Origin of the sequence: Paenibacillus nuruki (assembly GCF_963311185.1) — a bacterium.
GTDB classification, from domain to species: Bacteria; Bacillota; Bacilli; order Paenibacillales; family Paenibacillaceae; genus Saccharibacillus; species Saccharibacillus nuruki.
The window spans coordinates 465,148-488,903 of record NZ_OY725677.1 but is presented as its reverse complement, the minus strand read 5'-3'; the positions used below and the strand labels follow the sequence as shown (position 1 = coordinate 488,903).

General features: G+C 33.1%; 2 protein-coding genes. Both read right to left on the bottom strand.

Annotation, left to right across the window (positions count from 1 at the left end; translation table 11 throughout):
- Positions 1–4 precede the first annotated feature (4 nt).
- A complete protein-coding gene (locus RCP16_RS02300; protein ID WP_308641559.1) occupies positions 5–9,214 on the bottom strand; it encodes a non-ribosomal peptide synthetase in 9,210 nt (3,069 codons plus the stop codon).
- Complete coding sequence (locus tag RCP16_RS02295; protein WP_308641558.1) at positions 9,208–23,733, bottom strand: non-ribosomal peptide synthetase; 14,526 nt, start codon at positions 23,731–23,733, stop codon at positions 9,208–9,210. The genes RCP16_RS02300 and RCP16_RS02295 overlap by 7 nt, the downstream gene beginning before the upstream one ends.
- Positions 23,734–23,756 lie beyond the last annotated feature (23 nt).

Sequence of the window (23,756 nt, the reverse complement as noted above, 5' to 3'; positions counted from 1 at the left end):
TTAATTACAATAAAATTGGATTAATAGAGGATGATCTAATTTCTTCAAGAATTTTTTTTAACACTTTACTATTTTCTTGAACGTATCCCGATTCTAACAATACATCGTGCGTGCCTATAACAGAATATTCACAATATTCACCTGTTGTCGACTCTTGCCATAGTAAATGATTGGACTGTTTTACATCTACTAAATCTACTTCAGCAATTAAAGCATGAATATTAGATTGGATCTGAGGCTTGTTAATTAATTGGTTACGATAACTAGAATAAGCAATCATTTTATTTCTAACTTGCTGTCGATCAGAAGGTTCTGCCAAAAATGCTTGATATTGATCACCAAGACCATCTAGGACATTATCGACAATCGTTTCTACTTGTTGTAATTCCATTTCATCAATTTTTGTTTTACGCATAGCATCGATCATAATAACATCTCTTACCAAATGACCGCGTTTTTCCATAGCTTTAGCCACTTCAAAAGCTAAATTTCCTCCTAAAGAATATCCCAAGAAAATGTATGGGCCTTGTTCTTGAATATTGAGAATCATGTCAACATAATGATTTAACATAACATCCTGATCTTTATATTGATCGCCGATAAACTCCAGCCCAATAACTTCACAATCTTTCTCAAGTAATTTGGCCATTTCATAGTATCCGAGAGAGTATCCAACACGAGGTGGGAAACTAAATACTTTCATCTGACTCTCACTATGAAAACGAATAATTTCTACTTCTTTTATTAATTGTTTATTTCTTCCTTGAATATTAATAATTTGATCAGCCATGGTTTCTAAACTGGAATAGCTGAATACTAATGGAAGAGACAATTGTACATCCATTCTTGATTCGATTTTCTGAATCAAGTTAAGAACTTTTAAAGAATGACCTCCTAGATCGAAAAAGTCATCTGTAGCTCCAATAGATTGTAAACCTAGTACTTCTCCCCATATCAAAGCAAGATCGATTTCTAGCCTTGTTCGAGGTGCAATATACTCTTTGGTATTCTGAACCCATTGTTCTGGAGCTGGAAGCGCTTTGCGATCTAATTTGCCATTAGGAGTATGAGGCATTTCAGTTAATTGTATAAAAGCACTTGGAACCATATAACTCGGTAATCTCATACTTAATGCTTCACGCAATATACTAGTTTTTAATGACTCTTGAGCAACAAAATAAGCGCATAATTGATAACTTCCATGAATATCTTCAATAGCTGATACAACCACTTCTTGAATAGATGGAATTTTAGAAATTTGAGATTCTACTTCTCCTAATTCAATACGATGACCACGAATCTTCACTTGATGATCAATTCTTCCTAAATACTCTATATTGCCATCAGCTGACCAACGTGCCAAATCTCCTGTACGATAAATACGATTACCTGGTTGATAAGGATGAGAAACAAAAACTTCAGACGTTATATCTTCACGGTTAAAGTAACCTCTTGCTAAGCCTTCACCAGAAATATATAACTCTCCAGGTACTCCAATCGGAACAAGTAACTGTGAGGCATTTAATATAAAAATTTGTACATTGTTATAAGGCTTACCTATAGGAACCTGCTTCATCTCCGCATCATTGGCATGAGTGGTATACCTTGTAGCATATACAGTAGCCTCTGTTGGCCCATAAATATTTTCCAGTACAGCATGAGGCGAGACTTTGTAATATTCTTCTACTAGTTTAGAAGGTAGCGTTTCCCCACAAGCAAATAGATATTTCAATGTTTTAAACCCTTGTGATTCTTTTTCTATTAAATATTGTACTAAAATGTTTAACATCGAAGGAACTAAGTTAAGATGAGTAACTTGGTTTTGATCCACGACTTCTAAAAGACGTTTTGGATCTTTTTCAGCATCTGGTGGCAAAATAATAAGTGTACCTTGTCCAAAGAACCAACAAAATAATTCCGGTACAGAAAAATCAAACGTAATAGTTGTTTTGAGCAAGAATTTATCACCCAAACTCATTGGATAATTAGCTTCTAATTGATTCAATGTGTGTACTGCTGAGCGATGCTCAATCATAACACCTTTCGGTTTCCCTGTTGAACCTGATGTGTAGATGATATAAGCTAGATGTTTTGGTGTAACCATAGTTTCTAGAGATGAATCATCTAGATGATAAGATAGAGCCTCCTCTAATCGAACACATTGAATAGTATCAAAAGAGAATTTATTTTCCAAAACACGATGAGTTAGTATCAACTTTATTCCTGAATCTTCTATCATATATTGAATGCGTTCTTCAGGAAATAAAGGATCAATAGGTACATATGCACCCCCTGCTTTAAGAATAGCCAAAATACCGATTACCATTTCTAATGAACGTTCTACCATAATACCAATTGGTTGATCAGGAATAACTCCTAAATTACGTAGCGTACGTGCTAAGCGATTCGCTTTACGATCAAGCTCTTGATAGGTCATGGTTTGATCTTCAAAAACCAAAGCAATCTGATGCGGTAACAACGACGCTTTTTCTTCAAATACACTATGCAACAATGTGGTATGCGGATAAGGTTCTATCGTATTATTCCATTGATCTAGAATTAATGATTTTTCATGTTTCGTAATCATTTCTACCTGTTCTATAGGCATTGTAGGGTCTTCAGTAACTTGCTGTAAAATTTCTATTAAGTGCTCTTGAATACGTGTAACTGTCTCTGTTGTATACCTGTTTACATTATAACGATACAACATTTTTAAGTTTTGACCAGGCATGATGATTAAATTGAAATCATAATTGGTCTGCTCAAACATTTGAACATCTGTAATTGTAAAACGATCTTTTTTTCCTACCTCACGTTCATTTAAATGATCCTCTACAGGATAGTTTTCAAACACCATAATATGAGAAATCAAATCTTGTTTTTGTTCACTTTGTGCTTGAATCTCATATAAAGGATAAAAATCGTGAGTATGACTATCCAAGTGCATTTGTTGTTGTCGCTTGATAATCTCTGTAAATGTATCTTTTGGTTGTGTGTGTATTCTTGTTGGTACAGTGTTAATAAATAGCCCTACCATATTTTCGATACCTTCAATTTGAGAAGGTCGACCGGATACTACACTTCCAAAAATCACATCCTGATTATTATTGTACCGTTGAAGAACAAGACCCCATGCAGATTGCATAACTGTATTCAAAGTTACTCTGTTATGCTTCGCTATACGCTCTAATTTCTGTGTGAGCGTTTTGCCTAATGCAAATTCGAGCTTTTCAGATACATATTGTTCTGTGCGATTTTGTGCTTGGGTCTCTGGTAAAATTGTTTGTTGGTTATATCCTTCTAAATATTTATTCCAATATAAAGAAGACGATTGCGTATCTTGTTGTTCTAACCATTGGATGTATCGACTATAAGGCACTGCTTCTGGAAGTTCAGGTATAGTCTCTTCATCCAAACTAGCATACGTTTCAAACACTTCTTGAATGACTAGAGGCATACACCAACCATCCATAATAATATGATGAAAGCTCCACAACAACATGTAATTTTGCTGACTACTACGTATCACTTTCATACGTAGTAATGGATCTTCTCCAAGATTAAACCCTCTCACCTTGTCTTCCAGTAAGATTCTTGCCATTCTATCTTCTACATCTTGTTGGCTGTAATGGCTCAAATCTTCATATTCAAACTCATGAGGTCTTTGTTTGAATACCACCTGGATAGGTAACTCTTCCTTAAAATTGTAAAAGTTAGTGCGAAGTACAGCATGACGTTCTATGAGTAGCCTAAAACTATTTTCAAATTGCTGTACATTAAATTGCCCTTTAATTTCAAAACGAGCTTGCTCAAAATAAGCACCCGAATTCTTTTCTAGCAAATGATGAAACAGCATTCCTTGTTGCATTGGAGTTAATTTATAAATGTTTTCGATTGCTCCAATATGATGTGTTGTATTCTCCACTTCTTCAATCATATCTACAGTTGCTTCTTGAAGTAATACATCATGCGGTGTTAATTCCGTATGCTCTTTTATTACGCAATGAGTAATCACAACGCTAAGGCAATGTTGTAATATGGAAGCAAACTTCTGTATAGTTTGTGCATCAAATTGTGATTGATTATAATTGACTGTTAACTTTAACTGATTCTTTTCTATTAGCCCATTAATGTTTAATGTTTGATTTTGTATCATATTTTCGCTAACGTCAGAGCCTGTTGAATATGGAGAGAATTGTAGAATGCTCTCTGATTCATTCTGATCGAACTGTCCCAAATAATTGAATATAATCTCTGGTTCAGATTTTTGCAGATTATGATTTAATGATGTACTTAAATATTTGAGAACACCATATCCGGCCCCTTTATTAGGAATACGACGCAATTCTTCTTTTACTTTTTTAATCAGTGTACCTAGTTCTATGCCTTCTTCGATTTGCAACAATACTGGGTATTGACTTGTAAACCAACCAACAGTACGACTGATATCCAAATCATCAGATAAATTTTCTCGACCATGACCTTCAAGTGTTATACCAATATTTTTGATTCCTGCCCATTCATAAACAGCCATGCCAAGTGCAGTTAAAAGTAGATCGTTCGCTTCTGTGGTATATGCTCGATAAGCTTTCTTCATAAAGAGATGCGTTTCTTCTTGACTACATTCAATCATAATAGAAGAGTTATTTTTTATTAGTAATTGAGTAGGATCAGCCTGATGATCTTTAGGAATAACATCATAGCTCACTTCTCTACTATTCCAATATAGTAGTTCTTCTTTTGCTTGAGGCATATTTGCATACATAGCTATACTCTTAGACCATGTTTGATAAGAAGTGGTCTTATTTAAAAAGTTAACGTCTTCTCCCTGTAATGCTTGATGATAACCTTTTTCTAAATCTTCTAAAATAATTCTCCAAGATACTCCGTCAACTGCTAAATGATGAATCACAATAAGCAAATGATCTCCTTCTAGGCAGCGAAACAGTGCTAGTTGAACTAATGGCCCTTGATCCAATGAAATACTTTGTTGAATTTTTTGAGCTTCTATTGTAATTTTATTTTCTATATTTTTTTGATTCTCCCATTCAAATACAGTCAAACGATAAAGTTCACCTTCATCTATACTACGATTCCATGCCTCATATCCATATTCATTTAATCTTAATACCATTCTCAAAGCATCATGATGTTGTACAATATGAGTCCATACTTTTTGTAGAGCAGGTAGATTAAATCCATCTATATGATGCAATAAAACCGATTGATTAAAATGATGTATATCTGTAGACTGTTTTTCCAAAAACCATTGCTGTGCAGGAGTTGGGAGAATACTACCTACAACTTCTGATTGATCTGCTATAACACTTACGACTTGAATATGAGAATTTAACTCTTCAATCGTTGGATATGCGAATAAGTCTTTAATTTCTAATCGATAATCCGACTGAAATAGCCTAGAAGCAACTTGGATAGCTTTGATTGAATCTCCACCAAGCTCAAAGAAATTGTCATATATTCCAACGACTGATACGCCTAGAACTTTTTGCCAAATAGAAACAAGTAAGGTCTCAATTTCTGTACGTGGCGCAATATATACATTATCTGCCAATGTGTCTACATTAGGAGCCGGAAGCGATTTACGATCTAGTTTGCCATTTGGAGTCAGCGGCATAGAATCCAATTGAATCAAATAAGAAGGAACCATATAACTAGGAAGTTCTTTATTCAATTGATTTCTTAATTCATTATTTGAATGCACAATATCGGATACAAAGTAAGCACATAATGATGTTTGATCATTTGAATCTTTCCATGCTACTGCAACCGCTTCTATAATCGAATCTATACCTAGCATTCTACCTTCGACTTCGCCAAGTTCAATACGATATCCACGTATTTTAACTTGATGATCTAATCTACCTAGATATTCGATTTGACCATTACTAAATCTACGAGCAAGATCGCCTGTACGATACATCCGTCTATTAGGCACAAATGGATCTTTTACAAATTTCTCAGCAGTTAAATCAGGTTGATTCAAATATCCACGAGCTACTCCATCTCCAGCAATATACATTTCACCAGGTACGCCTACGGTTACTAGACGTTGTTGATCATCTAAAATATAAATTTGAGCATTAGCTGCTGGAATTCCGATCGGTACTGATTCAAGTTTATCTTGCTGCATATCGTAACGATGAATCATACAGCCTACAACAGTTTCAGTAGGACCATATTCATTATAGATATCAACAGTATCATCAAATAACACAGTAATATTTTTTGCTAAATGAGTGGTTAAATTTTCTCCACCGACAATAAATTTTTTAACTCTAACCTTTTCTGGTAGTACCATTTCTGAAATTAATTTTAGATGAGTTGGTGTTAATTTCAGAATATCTACATTGTTTTCAGTAATAATATGCTGAATCATTTCTGCTTTATTAATAGCATCGTAAATGTAGATTGTGCCCCCACTAATTAAAGGTGTAAATATTGATGTTACAGTTAGATCAAACGAAATAGAAGAATATAAAGGGAAACTCATTTCTTCCCCTTCTGTGTATACATCTTTTGCCCAACAGATGTAATTAACAAGACCTTGATGTGTAATCATTGTCCCTTTTGGATTACCTGTTGTCCCAGAAGTATATATTAGATACACTAAATCAGTTTCTATAAAAAATTCATTCAGATTATGAGTAGGTTGATGACTGTAATCTAATATATCCATCTCTAATTTGAATCCTTTATTCATTTCTATCAGTTCAGATAGATGACTTTGTGTGAGTAATATTTCGGCTCCTGAATCTTGCAAAATATACTCTATTCGCTCTTGTGGATATTCTGGATCAATAGGTACGTATACTCCACCTGCTTTGATGACTCCCAAAATACCTATCAATAAGTCAAAGGAGCGATTCATCATCAAACCAACAGTTTGTTCTTTTTGAAGTCCAGATGCAATAAGTAGAGCTGCCAATTGATTAGATTTTTCATTTAGCTGTTGATAGGTGATCTGTTGATCTTCATATACAGCTACAATTTGGTCTGGTGTACGTTGAACTTGTTCTTCAAATAACTTTTGGATAGGCTGGTTAGGATAGATCATTTGCTGACCTGACCAATGCTTTATTAATTGTTGATGCTCAGCTGGAGTGACCAAATGTAATTGCTTAACAGCAATAGTAGGCTCAATCGTAATTTGCTGCAACATGTGTAAAATATGATTTCCGATACGGGCAATACTTTCGGATTCATAGATTACTGTGTTATAACGCATACAAATTCGGATATCATCGCCCGGAATTACAATCAGATTAAAATCATAATTGGTTTGCTCAAACATAGTAAAGTTTGTCACTTTAAGACTTGTTGAATCTTCATTTCCTTGTTGTTCTACTTGCTGATCTAAAGGATAATTTTCAAAAATCATAATGTGAGAAATCAGATCCTGTTTCTGATCAGTATTTGATTGAATTTCATATAAAGGATACGTGTCATAGATATTACTTGCTAAAGATGTACGCTGTACACGTTGCAATAACTCTGTAAAAATTTCTCCTTCAAAAGATTTTATTCTGATTGGAATAGTATTAATGAATAAACCGACCATGTTCTCAATATCCTGAATATCAGAAGGTCTACCTGACACTACACCACCGAAAACAACATCTTTGCTATTATTATATTGTTGCAACATTATTCCCCATACTGTTTGCAAGAGCGTATTAACTGTAACCTGATATTTTTTAGCAATTTCATCTAATTTTTGTGTTAAATCTTTACCTAAATGAATCGCTTGCTCATTTAATATATATTTTTGAACAGTACTATTTATTTTGCCTTTGACTTCTGGAAGGTCAGTATGTCCCTCATATCCTTCCAAATATTGATTCCAATAGGACGATCCTGCTTCTTCACTGCGGTCTTCTAACCATTCTATATATCGTTTATATAGAGGAGCAGCGGGTAAAGTAATTTCTTTGTTTTCACATAATGCTTCGTACTGTTCAAATATTTCTTGAGTAATGATCGGTATACACCAACCATCTATAATAATATGGTGGAAACTCCATAACACTTGATAAGTATTATGAGTATGCAGAATCATCACTCTCATTAATGCATCTTGATTCAGTACAAATCCTTTATCCATGTCTTCAACTTCATAACGTCTAATAAGAACATCTTGTTCTTCTTTTGAATACTGGCGTAAGTCAACATACTCGACTGGGATTTGCTTATTTTTAAATACAACTTGAACTGGTATATCAGATACATTACTAAAAAAATTAGTACGTAATACAGAATGTCTATTCGCCAATAATTGGAAACTTTGAGTAAAAGCTTCAATATCTAATACTCCAGATAACTCAAACTTCGCTTGTTCAAAATACGTTACACTGTCAGCTTCAAGCAGACTATGGAATAACATACCTTTTTGCATAGATGTTAACGAATAAACATCTTCTATTTCTCCCAAAGCAGAATTTGACGTTATTAAGTCTTCTAATTGTTGGATTGTGATACCTTTTACCATAATATCACTAGGAGTTAATTCATAATGATCTTGAATAACACAATGTCTGATCACTTCACTCAAATTGGCTTTGAAAATATCAGCTAATTGTTCAATAGTTTTCTCCTCATATTGATTACCACTATAAGTAATAGATAATGATAGCTCTCCTTCGATGACCATCCCATTTATATCAAGAGTGTAGTTTAAAGGAGTCTGATTACTCATTGCTTCACCAACATCATAATGAGAAAACTGTAAATCATTATTTTGTACATCTTGATCAAATTGTCCTAGATAATTAAATGATATCTCTGGTTCATTATTTAAATCCTGATGTCCTTCAAGTGTCATATATTTGAGTAATCCATAACCGATTCCTTTGTTAGGAACAGTTCTTAATGTTTCTTTAGTTTGTTTGATTCTTGTCTTCACATTCAAATCTGAATCTAATTGTAATAAGACTGGATATTGAGTAGTGAACCATCCAACGGTACGAGTAATATCATAATCAGGTATAACAGTTTCTCGACCATGTCCTTCAAGATTTACCAGTATTTTCGATACACCTGACCATTTTTCTATAGCCATACCAAGGGCTGTTAAAAGCAAATCATTTGTTTCTGTATAGTAAGCACGATTGGCTTGCTTTAATAATAATGCTGTTTCTTCTACTGACCATACGATTTTAACTTGTTTGCTATCTTGAATAGTTCCACGTTCTAGCAAATGATCTTTACGTAGAGGATCGATATTTTCAGTTTCAAGCTGTACCCAGTAATTTTTTCATTTGCTAATTCATACGTTTTTGCGTATTCCATTAATTTTTTTGACCATTGCAAATAAGAGTCTGTTTTTTGCGGTAGTATAATTGAATTACCACTGGCAGCTTGCTCATATGCGCTTGCAATATCTTCGAACAAAATGCGCCATGAGATTCCATCTACAACCAGATGATGAATCACAATCAGTAAATGATCCCCTTGAGTAGTCTGAAATAATACAGATTTGAATAAAGGACCTTGTGTTAAATTTAAGCTCTGTTGCACTTCGGTCGCCTTATGATTTATATAGTTACTGATATCTTCAGATTGCATGGTATGAAGATTAATACTCTCAAGACGATATAGTTCCCCTTCATCTATAGAACGATTCCATGCTATATGCTCTGCTTCTGTATGTTTAAAAACAGTACGTAAAGCATCATGATGAATAACCAATTGATTGAAAGTATCTTGTAGTGCTTTTTCACTAAACCCTTCTTCACGATATAACATAACTGCATGATTATAATGATGAGTATCCAGAAGTTGTTTTTCAAAAAACCATTGTTGGATAGGTAGTAATTCTACTTTACCTTCAACTTCGCTTTGATCGATCTGACGTGCAGCTATTTTCAGATGAGGACTTAACTCGGCTATCGTCGGTAACTTGAATAAGTCTTTAATATCTAACTGATAGCCAGCTTGAAATAATCTAGAAGAAATTTGAATTGCTTTAATTGAATCTCCACCTAATTCGAAAAAGTGATCTTCAATCCCAATTTTTTCTGCGCCTAGTACACTTTGCCATACATTAATCAATGTTTCCTCTACTTCATTTCGTGGCGAAGCATATTCATTTTGTTTACCTAGACCTGCTTCAGGTTTAGGTAGAGATTTTCGATCTAACTTACCATTAGCTGTCAAAGGCATATTATTCAATTGTACAAAGTAGGATGGAATCATATAATTGGGAAGCTCTTTGGCTAATGATTTTCTAAGCTCTTGAATGGTTAAATGATCATCTGCTGTAAAATATGCCACCAGTGCTTTAGACTGATTATTTTCTTCATAGGCAATAACAGTAGCTTCACGAATAGAATCGATTTCAAGCAATTTTGTTTCTATTTCGCCAAGTTCAATACGGTAACCACGTATCTTAACTTGATGATCAATTCTACCTAGATATTCAATAGTTCCATCAGGTAACCAACGTGCAAGATCTCCTGAACGATACATACGCGAACCTGTTTCAAATACATGGTCAATAAACTTCGCTTGCGTCATTTTTGGACGATTTAGATAACCACGAGCCAGTCCTTCACCTGCGATATACAATTCTCCTGCTATACCAAACGGCTGAAGACGTTGCTGATTATCTAAAATATAAGCACTCAAAGTAGGAATAGTAGTACCAATATTACTTCTTCCTATTTCAATATCTTTTTCAGTAATTTCTTTATACGTGACGTGAACAGTAGTTTCTGTAATCCCATACATATTGATCAGTTGTGTAGCTGGATATTTTATTTTCCATTCTTTCAACAATGAAGGATTTAATGCTTCTCCACCAAAAATAATCATACGTAAATGCAGTGAAGAATCGATATCAAGTATTTCTTCTTGTATCAACTGATAAAAATAAGTTGGTGTCTGATTTAAGATGGTCACCTGTTGTGTTTTAAGCAATTGAAGGAAATCATTTGGACTCTTAGCTGTAAGCGCCGATACAATAACTAACTTCCCTCCATACAATAATGCTCCATACATTTCCCAGACTGAAAAGTCAAAACAGCAAGAATGAAATAATGACCATGTATCTTCATTTCCAAAATCAAATAAATTATGATCATTAAACAATAATCTGACTACATTTTTATGTTCAATTAACGTTCCTTTTGGTTTACCGGTGGTACCTGAAGTATAAATAACATAAGCAAGATGATTAGGCTGGATCTGACAATCCAAATTGCTATAATCTTCATTATAAGATTCTAACTGATCCCACTCAATCATATTTCCTTCAAAAAATGTTACTTGTTTACGATGATGATGATGAAGCAATAATACCTGCGTGTTTGAATCTTCTAACATAAAACGAATTCGTTCTTCTGGATAATCAATGTCTATCGGAACATAAGCTCCCCCTGCTTTTAGGGTTGCGATGATGCTAACAATCATATCGACAGAGCGATCAGCAATGATACCTACGAAACAATCTGCGCCTACACCTTGTTGACGCAAAGTTCTAGCTAGTCCATTAGCACGTTCATTGAGTTGTTGATAGGTGAGTTGCTTATATTCATCAACCACAGCAATCGCTTCTGGATAAAGTGCTGCTTGTTGTTCAAATAGTTGGTGAATCGTTGTGTTAGGATAATGAGCTTTTATCCCTACAGATTTTGTTAATACATCTGTTCTTTCTTGTGCTGTCATCATATTAATATCTAACAAACGTAATTTACGATTTGTAGTTACGTTACGCATAATTTCAATAAGATGATCAATCATACGTTGGATAGTTTCTTTCTTGTAGATGGATGTAGAATAATCCATAGTTAATTCAATAGCTTGTTCTTGCTCACTAGCAGTTAAAGTCAAATCAAATTTAGCCACTGAATGGGAGCTATCATACGTCGTGAAATTTAATCCTTCTATCTCTTGTGTATTTTCTTCAACATTTTGCAAAACAAACATTGTATCAAATAACGGATGTCTACTTGTATCTCGCTGAAGATCCAATTGACGTACCAAATCTTCAAATGGATAGTCCTGATTTTCATAAGCATTTAGAGCAGTCTCTTTTATTTCTAAAAGGTACTCTTCAAATGTTTTCTCATCAGCAGGATAAGTGCGTAATGGTAAAGTTCCTACAAACATACCGATCATATGTTGAAGACTAGCATGAGATCGACCTGCAATAGGTGAACCAACTATAATATCTTCCTGACCTGTATATTTATGCAACAGTGTCTTATAGGTTGCAAGTAATACCATAAATAATGTTGTCTGAGTCTGTTCTGCTAATTGTCGTAACGAGTAGCTCAAAGAATCATCCAATTTAAATTGAATCTTATTTCCTTCATACTCACGAATTGCTGGACGCACTTTATCTGTTGCTAAGTCTAATATAGGTACATGTCCATTAAATCGCTCTAACCAATATGCTTCTTGCTTGTGTAAAGATACACTTTCAAGTTGATTTTGTTGCCAAACAGCGTAATCTGTATATTGAATCGGTAATGGAGATAGTTCTATGCCCTGATACAATTCTATAATTTCTTTTATCAGAATATTCATTGAAATAGCATCAGAGATAATATGATGCATATCAAACATCAATATATGTGATTCTGGCTGTAATTGGATTAAGCTTACCCGCAACAATGGAGCTTCTTCTAGCACAAATGGACGTATAAAATTATGAATAGTTGCATCTAATTGTTCTTCATTTACAGATACATGCTCTAAAGAAAATCGTAGATTTTTCATTATTTTTTGTACAGGTTCTCCATTTACTGTTACGAAGCAAGTTCGTAGTGAGTCATGACGTTCAATCAATTTTATAAATGCCTGTTCCAATTGATCAGAATTTAACTTCCCTTCAATTTTTAAAATACCAGGCATATTATAACTAATCTCTCCACCTTCCATTTGATTTAAAATAAACAAACGTTTTTGAGCAGATGAGATTGGATAATATTCCTGATTACCTGCTAATGGAATATCCTCAAAATGATAAGTTGTTTGATTTTGAATCATCATTTCAATATCTTGAATAGTCGGCGTTTGAAAAAATACTTTTAAACTAATATCATAATTCATTTCTTTACGAATTTTGGATATCATCAAAGCTGCTTTTAACGAATGCCCGCCTAAATCAAAGAAATTATCGTCAATTCCAATATTATGAACACTAAGTACCTTTTCCCAAATACTAATTAATTGTTGTTGTATTTGATTAGTCGGTTTAGAAAAATGATTTGCAGAAATGTGTACGATTTCCGGCAAATGCTGACGAGAAATTTTTCCGTTAGGTGTAATCGGCATTTTTTCAAGTTGCATCATTCGTGAAGGAATCATATAACTTGGTAATATATTTGATAGATCTGATTGTATTTGCTTGATATCCATTAATTGATCTGCTACAAAATAAGCACATAATTCTTGTTGGTTATCTTTGCCATTCAAAGCAATAACTATAGTTTCTTGTAAGTGATCTAATTGCAATAATTGAGTTTCTACTTCTGCAGGCTCAATACGGTAACCTCGGATTTTAACTTGATGATCAATTCTTCCAAGATATTCAATCGTTCCATCTTCTAACCAACGTACTTGATCACCTGTTCGATACATTTTTTGACCATTTTGATTTAAATGTGGAACAAATTTTTCATTTGTCATATCCTGTTTACCATAATATCCTCTTGCTAAACCAATTCCTCCAATATATAACTCTCCTGAAACTCCAACAGGTTGTAATCGTAGCTGTTCATCTAAAATATAGATTTGATGATTTGCTATTGGTGTACCTATAGATACAACACTTATGTCTTCTGTTTCATCAACAGACCATATTGTAGTACATACCGAATCTTCTGTAGGCCCATATGCATTATAATAACGTACATGTTGCTTCCATTTATTGATTAATTCAATAGAAGCTGCTGAACCAGCTGTTAACAAACAACGTAATGTGGGAAACCGTTCTGGATCCAAATAAATAGCATATGTGGGTGGCAATGTTGCTATCGTAATTTCATATTTATTCATAAACTGTTCAAATAACATATAATCCATAATAACCGATGTTGAAGGAATATATAGGGAAGCACCTGAACTTAGAGCCATTATAATTTCTGATACGGAAGCATCAAAAGATGAGCTTGCAAATTGAATAATCCGATCATTAGAAGTAACTTCAAAATATGCTTGATAATAATTAGCTAGATTCCATGCCCCACGATGTTCTATCATTACACCTTTGGGTTGTCCAGTTGTACCGGAAGTATAAATCATATAAGCCAAATCGTTTTCAGTAATTTCAATATTTAAATTTAAGCATTCCTTATTTTGAAACATGATATTACTCAAATCAATGACCGTATGATCTTGTGTATAATATTCTTTTAAATGGGTTTGAGTTATGATAGCTGTTGCTTGAGAATCTTCTAGCATATATCGAATACGTTCAGCTGGATAAGAAGGGTCTACAGGAATATACACACATCCTGCTTTCATGATTCCATACATTCCCACTATCATATCGATAGAACGTTCAGCTAACAAAACTACATTTTCTCCAGATTTTATTCCTTCTTCCAGTAACGTTTGAGCAAGTTTATTCGCTTTTGAATTTAATTGATGGTACGTAAGCGACTTTCCTTCTTGTACTACTGCCATCTGATTAGGAATTTGCAAAACTTGTTGTTCTAACATTTTATGAATAGTTTCATATTTAGTGTGATTAGTAATATTAGACTGACCTGCATCTATTAGTTGTTTTTGTTCGATTGCAGTTATTAATTCAAGATTATTAATAGGAATATTAGCATTCACAATGACTTGCTCTAATAAATGAACAATATGACCTTGGATTCTTTGAATATCTGAATCCTTATAGACCTGATCATTATACTGAATAATAAATTTCAATTGTTTACCTGGTAATACAAGCAAATTAAAATCATAATTAGATTGCTCTAATAATTCTACATCATGAATTTTAAATTGTTTATTTTTCTCACTTAATTGCTCTATTTCTTTTTCAATAGGATAATTCTCAAATACTAAAATGTGCGAAATTAAATCTTGTTTTTGAGTAGTTTGTGCTTGAATTTCAAATAAAGGATAGGTACTGTATGGCTGTGCAGAAAGATATTGATCTTGTTGCATCTTCATTAAAGTAGAGAATGAAATATTAGTATCATTATTTACACGAACAGGAATAGTATTAATAAATAATCCTATCATCTTTTCAATACCAGATATTTCAGCTGGACGTCCTGAGACGACTGTTCCATATACTACATCATGACTATTATTATAGCGCTGAAGTACAATTCCCCAGATCGATTGAATAAGAATATTCATGGTTACTTTAGCTTCACGAGCAACATTCTCTAATTTAAGAGTAAATTCTTCACTTAGAACATATTCAAATTTTTGAGCATTATATTCTTGTCGCTGATTAGTTATAGAACATTGTGGTAACAAAGTTTGTTCATTGTAGTCGGATAAATAATTAGTCCAATATGAAGCTGCTTCTTCTTTATCCTGTTTCTCGATCCATTCGATATATTGACTATAAGCAGGAGTATTCGTCGGATTGAATTCTTTACCTTCTACTAGAGCAAAATAATTTTCAAATACTTCTCTGGTTATTAATGGAATACACCAGCCATCCATAATAATGTGATGAAAACTCCATAGAATACGAAATGTTTGATCTTTTGTACGTATAATAGACATTCGTAATAAGAGATCTTTTTCAAAATCGAATCCGCGTCGTTTGTCTGAAGTTGCAACGGTTTCTAAATATAAATTACATTGTAAATTATCCATACCTCTTATATCTTCATAATTAATTTCAACTTGACGTTTTTCAAAAACAACCTGCAAAGGTTCAATACCTATATCATTATAAAAATGTGTTCTCAAAATATCATGACGTGCTACTAATTTGTTCAAACTCTGACCAAATAGTTCAGCATTAAAATCTCCCTCAAAATCAAAAGCTGCCTGCTCAAAATAAGCACCTTCATTACCATCAAGCAAGTAATGAAATAACATACCTTTTTGCATAGGTGTTAAGGTATATACATTTTGAATAATACCTAAATGACATGTACGTTGAGATAATTCTTTTAAATCTTGAGTGCTAATTCCTTTCACCTGAACATCACTTGGAGTCAACTGAGTATAGCGTTGTTCTAAACAATGTTTTAATATGGCTCTTAGACTGTCTTGTAAGATATGAACCAATTGATTAATCGTCTCAGAACGATATTGATTTGCATTATAGGTAATCGTTAATGATAATGAATTATCTATAATCATTCCATTAATATCTAATACATAATCTACAGGTGAAGTTGGATCTTGGGTATTTCCCATAGAATAATTAGATAATTGCCATTCATTACTTTCTAAATCTTGATCAAATTGACCCAAATAATTAAAAGAAATCTCTGGTTGAATTTGAAGGAATGAATGAATCTTATTATTTTGATATCTTAATAATCCATACCCAATCCCCTTGGCAGGAATCTCACGCAAATTTTCTTTTACCTTTTGAATTAAAGTACTCGTATCCATCTCTTTTGCATACTCTAAAATCACAGGGAATTGGCTAGTAAACCAACCTACTGTTCGTGTAATATCTATATCTTCAATAATAGATTCGCGTCCATGCCCTTCTAAGTTAATAGCTATTTTAGCTAATCCTGACCACTGATTAAGTGCAATACTTAAAGCAGATAACAGCAAATCATTAGGTTCTGTCTTATATGCACGATGTGCTTCTGTGATAAATTGAGTTGTTTCTTGTACTGTCAAATTTGCTATAACTGATCTACTGTCCTGTAATAGTACCTCTTCTGTATGCATATCTTTAGGCAATGGTTCAAACGATATATTTTGCCACTGACTCCAATACTGCTGATGGACATTCATATGACCTGATTGTGCATATTTTGATAAAGAAGCTGTCCACTTTTGAAACGAATCTGTTTTGAATGGAAGAACAATTGCTTCTCCATTAGAAAATTGACCATACAACTTTCTCATATCTTCAAGTAAGATACGCCATGAAATCCCATCTATCACAAGATGATGAATAACCATTAATAAATGATCTCCATCTATACATTGAAAAAGTCCTAATTTAACTAGTGGTCCTTGATCTAAATCAATACTGCTCTGAATACGGTCTGCCCAGGATCTAATATCTGCACCAGGATCTGCTTGATTATGCAAATCTATTCTCTGCAAATCATAGTATTTACCTTCATTTATATCACGATTATAAGCAGTATAATGTTCACCCTCATGATGAAATACAAGACGCAACGCATCATGATGTTCTACAAGCGTAGTCATCACTTGATGTAATATTTTCTCATCAAACTTTTCTTTTTTATATAATATTACAGACTGATTAAAATGATGCACAGTTTTTTCAGAACGGTTTAAAAACCAGGTTTGAATTGGATTTAATAATACTTCCCCTTGAACAGGTTCTTGATCAGCTTGAGATATAATCACCTGCAATAATGATGCTAACTGAGCTATGTTAGAAGATTTGAAAAGCTCCTTCATTTCTAAACGGTATCCCACTTGCAAAAGACGCGAAGATACCTGAATAGCTTTAATTGAATCTCCACCTAATTCAAAAAAATTGTCATGAATACTGATAGCATTTATGCCTAATACTTCTTTCCATATATTCACGAGTATTTTCTCTTCTTCTGTTTTTGGATCTACGTGCGTCTGGCCGGTTTGAGATTCATTATGTGGAACAGGTAATAATCTTCGATTCACTTTCCCATTTTCTGTCAAAGGAATCTGTTCTAATTTGACAAAATAAGATGGAATCATATAGCTTGGAACACTTTGAACCATAGCTATACGTATTTCTGACGACGAAATAATATCATTCGATACGTAATAAGCGCACAGTTGTTTTTCACCATACTCATTTTTGTGAACAATAACTGTAGCTGATTGAATGGTGTCCATCTGAAGTAATTTTGCTTCTACTTCTGAGAGTTCAATACGATATCCGCGAATTTTAACCTGTTCATCAATACGTCCTTTATATTCTAATGTACCATCTGATTTCCACCGAGCTAAATCACCTGTACGATAGAATGTTTGATCTTTATACATAAAATCAGAAACGAACTTTTCTTTAGTCATCTCGGGTAAATTCAAATATCCACGTGCAATTCCGTCTCCACCGACAATCAATTCTCCCCAAGCTCCTACAGGTTGCAGAGAAATACCTTGATCTACAACATAAGCAGTAGAATTAGATATCGGTTGACCAATAGGAATGTTACTCTCTACCGTTTCAGTAATGCGGTAAATAGTCGAAAAAGTAGTATTCTCTGTTGGACCATAGCCATTAAGAATCACTAGTTGCGGATTTTTATTTAATACAGCATTGATATGAGATGCAGATAACACATCTCCGCCTATGAGAAGCGTTTGAATACCATTAAAGAGATACTCATCTTCTTGAGACAATTGATTAAATAATGGAGACGTTAGCCACATGGTATTGATTTGATAAGAATCGATCGCTTTTTTAAGTTTTTCGGCTATTAACAGATCATGGTGACCTATAAAGTATAATTGTCCACCATTTAGTAAACTTCCCCAAACTTCAAATGTTGATGCGTCAAATGCTACTGCACCCGTTTGTAAAATTTTAGTGTTTTCATCTAATTGGATATAATTTGTATTTTTCACCAATCTGATTACACTTCGGTGTTCAATCATTACTCCTTTAGGATTTCCAGTTGTACCTGAAGTGTACATAATATAAGCGAGATCACGAGCACTAATATTATTTTCTGAAATATAAATTGTTGATGCATAAGATTCTGGTTTTGTAAGATCAATTACTGGAATTCCATACTGATCATAAACAGATGATGCATCATTGAATAATAATAATAGAGCTTGAGTGTCATGTAGCATGTAATTTACACGTTCAAAAGGATAGTCTGGATCAATAGGAACATACACAGCACCTATACGAAGTGTTGCAAGCATAGCAATCACCATTTCAATACTTCGATGACTGATCATTGCAATAGCTTGCTGCGGTTTTATACCTGAATTAAACAATGTTTGTGCTAATCTACCAGACTTTTCATCTAGTTCTTTGTACGTTAATGTTTTCTCCTCGTATACTAAAGCTGTTTGGTTCGGATTACGATTAACTTGTTCTTTAAATAAATCATAGATATTGTGTGTATGAGGATAAGAAATAGCTGTTGCATTAAAGCTTTCAATAATCTGTTTTTTCTCAATAGGTGTAATGACTTCAATTTTGTTTAGTTTAATATGTTGATCATTAGATATAATTTGCAAAAGATGCTTCAAATGAGTTGCAAACCGTTCAATACTTTCTGGATGATATAATGCTGTAGCATATTCAAAACTAAAAATAAGTTGATTTTCTTGTTCAACTACATGCAAAGACAAATCAAATTTAGCTATATTAGGTGTATAAGGATATAATTCTAATTGTAAATCACTCATTTGATCATCAGTTTGTTCTGTATTTTGTAATACAAAAAGTGTATCAAAAATAGGATTTCGACTCGGATCACGATCCAACTGTAATTTATCTACAAGTATTTCTAAAGGATAATACTGATGTTCAAAAGATTGCAATACTGTTTCCTTAACCTCATATAAATAATCATTAAAAGTCTTTTCTCCAGTAGGATAAGTGCGTAATGCTAATGTGTTAACAAACATGCCAATTACATTATCTAATTCAGTATGTGCTCTTCCAGCAACTGGAGAACCAATAATAATGTCTTCTTGTGCTGTATATTTATACAAAAAAGTTGAATAAGCTGCTAACAATACCATATAAAGGGTCGTTTCTGTTTGATTAGCTAGCTTGTTCAAAGCAACTGTATCTTCTTCATCTACTATAAAAGACAATGTATTTCCTTCAAAACTACGTACAGAAGGCCTTGGATAATCAAGTGGTATATCTAAAACTGGAAGATCATTTTCAAATATGTTGAGCCAGTACTTCTCTGAATCTACTAAACTGTTTTGTTCTATTTGCTGACGCTGCCAAACAGCATAGTCTTTATATTGGATACTAGAAACATTGATTTGCTCATCTTGATATAGACGAGTTAATTCTTTCGTCAATAAAGTAACTGATATACCATCAGAAATAATATGATGCATATCAATTAAAAATAAACATTTATTTTCTTTTTGTGAAGTTAAACCTACTCTTATAAGCGGTGCTTGATGTAAATCAAATGGACGAACAAATGAAGAAATAACATTATCTATAGTTTGATTCTTCATATCCAATTGTTCAATGTCAAAAACAACTTCTGAATGAATATGTTGAACCGGCTCTCCATCTATAAGAGAGAAACTTGTTCGCAATGATTCATGATTATTTATTAATTGATTAAATGCTGATAATAAACGTTCTCGATCAAGTTTACCTTCTACTGTGAATACACCTGTCATATTATAACTAAGTTCTCCACCTTCTAGTTGATTCAATACATATAATCTCTTTTGAGCAGAAGATACTGGATAATATTCATTTTGAGTTGCTTTAGGAATAGAGATATATACAGTCGAACTTCTTTCTGTGAGTAGAATAGCCATTTTTTCTATTGTAGGCGCTTGAAAAATATCTCTTAATGAAATTTCAACGTTCAATTCTTGATGAATTTTGGAAGATACTTGTGTAGCACGCAAAGAATGTCCGCCAATTTCAAAAAAATTATCCAACACACTTATATTTTGACTTCCTAAAACATTCTTCCAGATTTCTACCAGTTGTGTTTCTTGTATTGTTCTTGGTGCAATATATTCTTGATCAGATTGTTCTCGTATAACAGGCTCCGGTAAGGCATTACGATCTAATTTACCATTTGAAGTTAATGGCATATGATCTAAATGTACAAAATAAGACGGAATCATATAAGCTGGCATCACTTGATTTAACATTTTTCTCAAAATGCTAGGCTCTAAGTAAGTTGAAGTTACATAATAAGCACATAGTAGATATTGTTGTTGATCATCAAGACGAGCAATTACAATCGTTTCTTGTACCTCATCTATTTTTAATATCTGAGACTCTATTTCTCCTAATTCGATTCGATAGCCACGAATTTTAACTTGATGATCTATGCGTCCCAAATATTCAATATTACCATCGGGTAACCAACGTGCCAAATCACCTGTACGATAAACACGCTCATCAGAATTAGAACGCAAAGGATGAGAAATAAAACGTTCTGAAGTGACCTCGGGCAGATTTAAATATCCTCTTGCGAGACCTTCTCCTGAAATATAAAGTTCTCCTGGAACTCCAATAGGTTGTAAACGATATTGTTCATCTAATATATATGCATTTAGTGTAGGAATAGTTATTCCAATATTACTTTTACCTGATAAAATTTCTGGTTCATTAATTTCTTTATAAGTAACATGAACAGTTGTTTCAGTAATTCCATACATATTGATTAATTTAATATAGGGATATTTTTCACGCCATTTTTGTAGTAACGATGGATTTAGTGCTTCCCCACCAAAAATAATGTTACGCAAGTGAAGGTCATTTGTTTGATGTTTTAATTCGTTTTGCAAAAGTTGATAAAAATACGAAGGGGTCTGATTAAGAATTGTTACTTTATTTATTTTCAAAAGATCCAAAAAGATTTCCGGATTTTTAGCTATATTTGAAGGTACAATAATTAATTTACCTCCGTGTAAAATTGCTCCATACATTTCCCATACTGAAAAATCAAAACAGTATGAATGAAATAATGTCCATACATCTTTGTTGCTAAAATCAAATAAATTACGATCATTAAAAAATAAGCGAACCACATTTTTATGTTCAATCAGAGTTCCTTTAGGTTGACCCGTTGTACCTGAAGTGTAGATAACATAAGCTAAATGATTCGGACCTGATATAGATATCAAATTAGAATCATCGCCATCTTCAAGCACTGCGTGATCTATGTAAATATAATTTCCATTAAATAATGTGTTATTTTGCAAATGAGATTGAGTCAACAAAACAGATATAGAGGAATCATTAATAATATATTGAATACGTTCTTTAGGATATTCAGGATCAATAGGTACGTAAGCACCACCAGCTTTTAAAATAGCTAATATACCTACAATCATTTCCAGTGAACGTTCAACCATAATTCCAACTAATGTATCTGCTTGTATACCCTGATCACGTAATTGTCGTGCAAGGCGATTTGACTGTTGATTCAGCTCACGGTATGTAAGTGATTTATTGCCCATTTGCACAGCAATATGATCCGGATTACGCGTAGATTGTTTTTCAAATAAATGATGAATTGTTTCCTGTTTGGGATAGTTGGTACTCATATCCTCAGAAAAGCTTAAAATTGTAGCTTTTTCAGTATCATTTAATAATGAAATATCTGTAATTAAACCTTGAGGATTGGAAATGCTTTGCTTGGTGATCATCAATAATTGATCTATCATACGAGCTATTTCTTTTTGATCAAATAATTCAGTACGATAATCAACATGCAAAACAAGTTCACTATCGTCTACAATTTCTGCAATATGAAGAACAAAATCATTAATCTCATCTCCACAGAAATCATAGTCTGTACTAATACGTACACCTTCAACATCTACCCAACTTACAGGACGATACTCCATAGAAATATTAAAAAGTCGTTGTAAATCTTTTGCATGGTGCTTCTCTCTTAAATCTTGAATTAATTGATTATACGGATACTTTTGATGACGTAGAATGGACATTTGATCTCTTGTTACATTTTTCAAAAATTGTAGAATATCCATATGTTGATTAATATCCATTCGGGCTGCAATAGTACTCACAAACATACCTACTGTTTGTTTTTCTTTTTTGCTACCACGATTTGCCAAAGAAGTTCCAATCGTAACATCTGATTGATTCGTCGTTTTATGGATATAAATATACATCATTCCCATAAAAAATTGAAAAATAGAAATTCGTTGTTCTTGGCAGAATTGAGTGATTTGCTGATATAGCATACTTGGCACTTTAAAATGCTCACGTACTGCAGAAGTACTCACAGATAAAGGGTTGTATGACTTCCCACCTATTTGTTCAGGAAGGTCTGCAAATTTATCTAACCAATATGTTTGATCCTTAATATACTTTTCAGAATCTTCATAGTTTTTTTCTATCGTAATATAATCAATATAAGAACAATTTTCTCCTAACTCCGGATTATTTCCATTCATCATTTCGATATAATATTCAGTCAACTGATTGCCGAATATCACCATAGAAATACCATCTGCAATAATGTGATGTAATTTGGTATTTAACCAATATTCTTCTTCATTAATTTTAATAAATAAGAATTGAAATAGTTCTGAATCTAATAAAGGCAATGGTTTATTTTTTTGACTTTCTAACCAATTTTCTGCCTCTATAACACTTGAAAAGTCAGCAAAATCGAAGTAATCGAATTGCTTTTCTGTATAACTCACGACATATTGCTGAGGAATTCCATTGTTGGAAGTAATACGTATACGAAGAGCATCATACTGCTCAATAATCATATTAACAGCTTTCATAAAAACAGTTATATTTAATTTACCTTTCATTTTAACTGTGCCTGAAAGTTGAGATACAGATGTGTTAGGATATAATAATTCGCTATACCATATACGTTGCTGTGCATTTGTTAATGGATATAATTGTATATTACTCATTCTGTTCACCCCTGAATTATAAT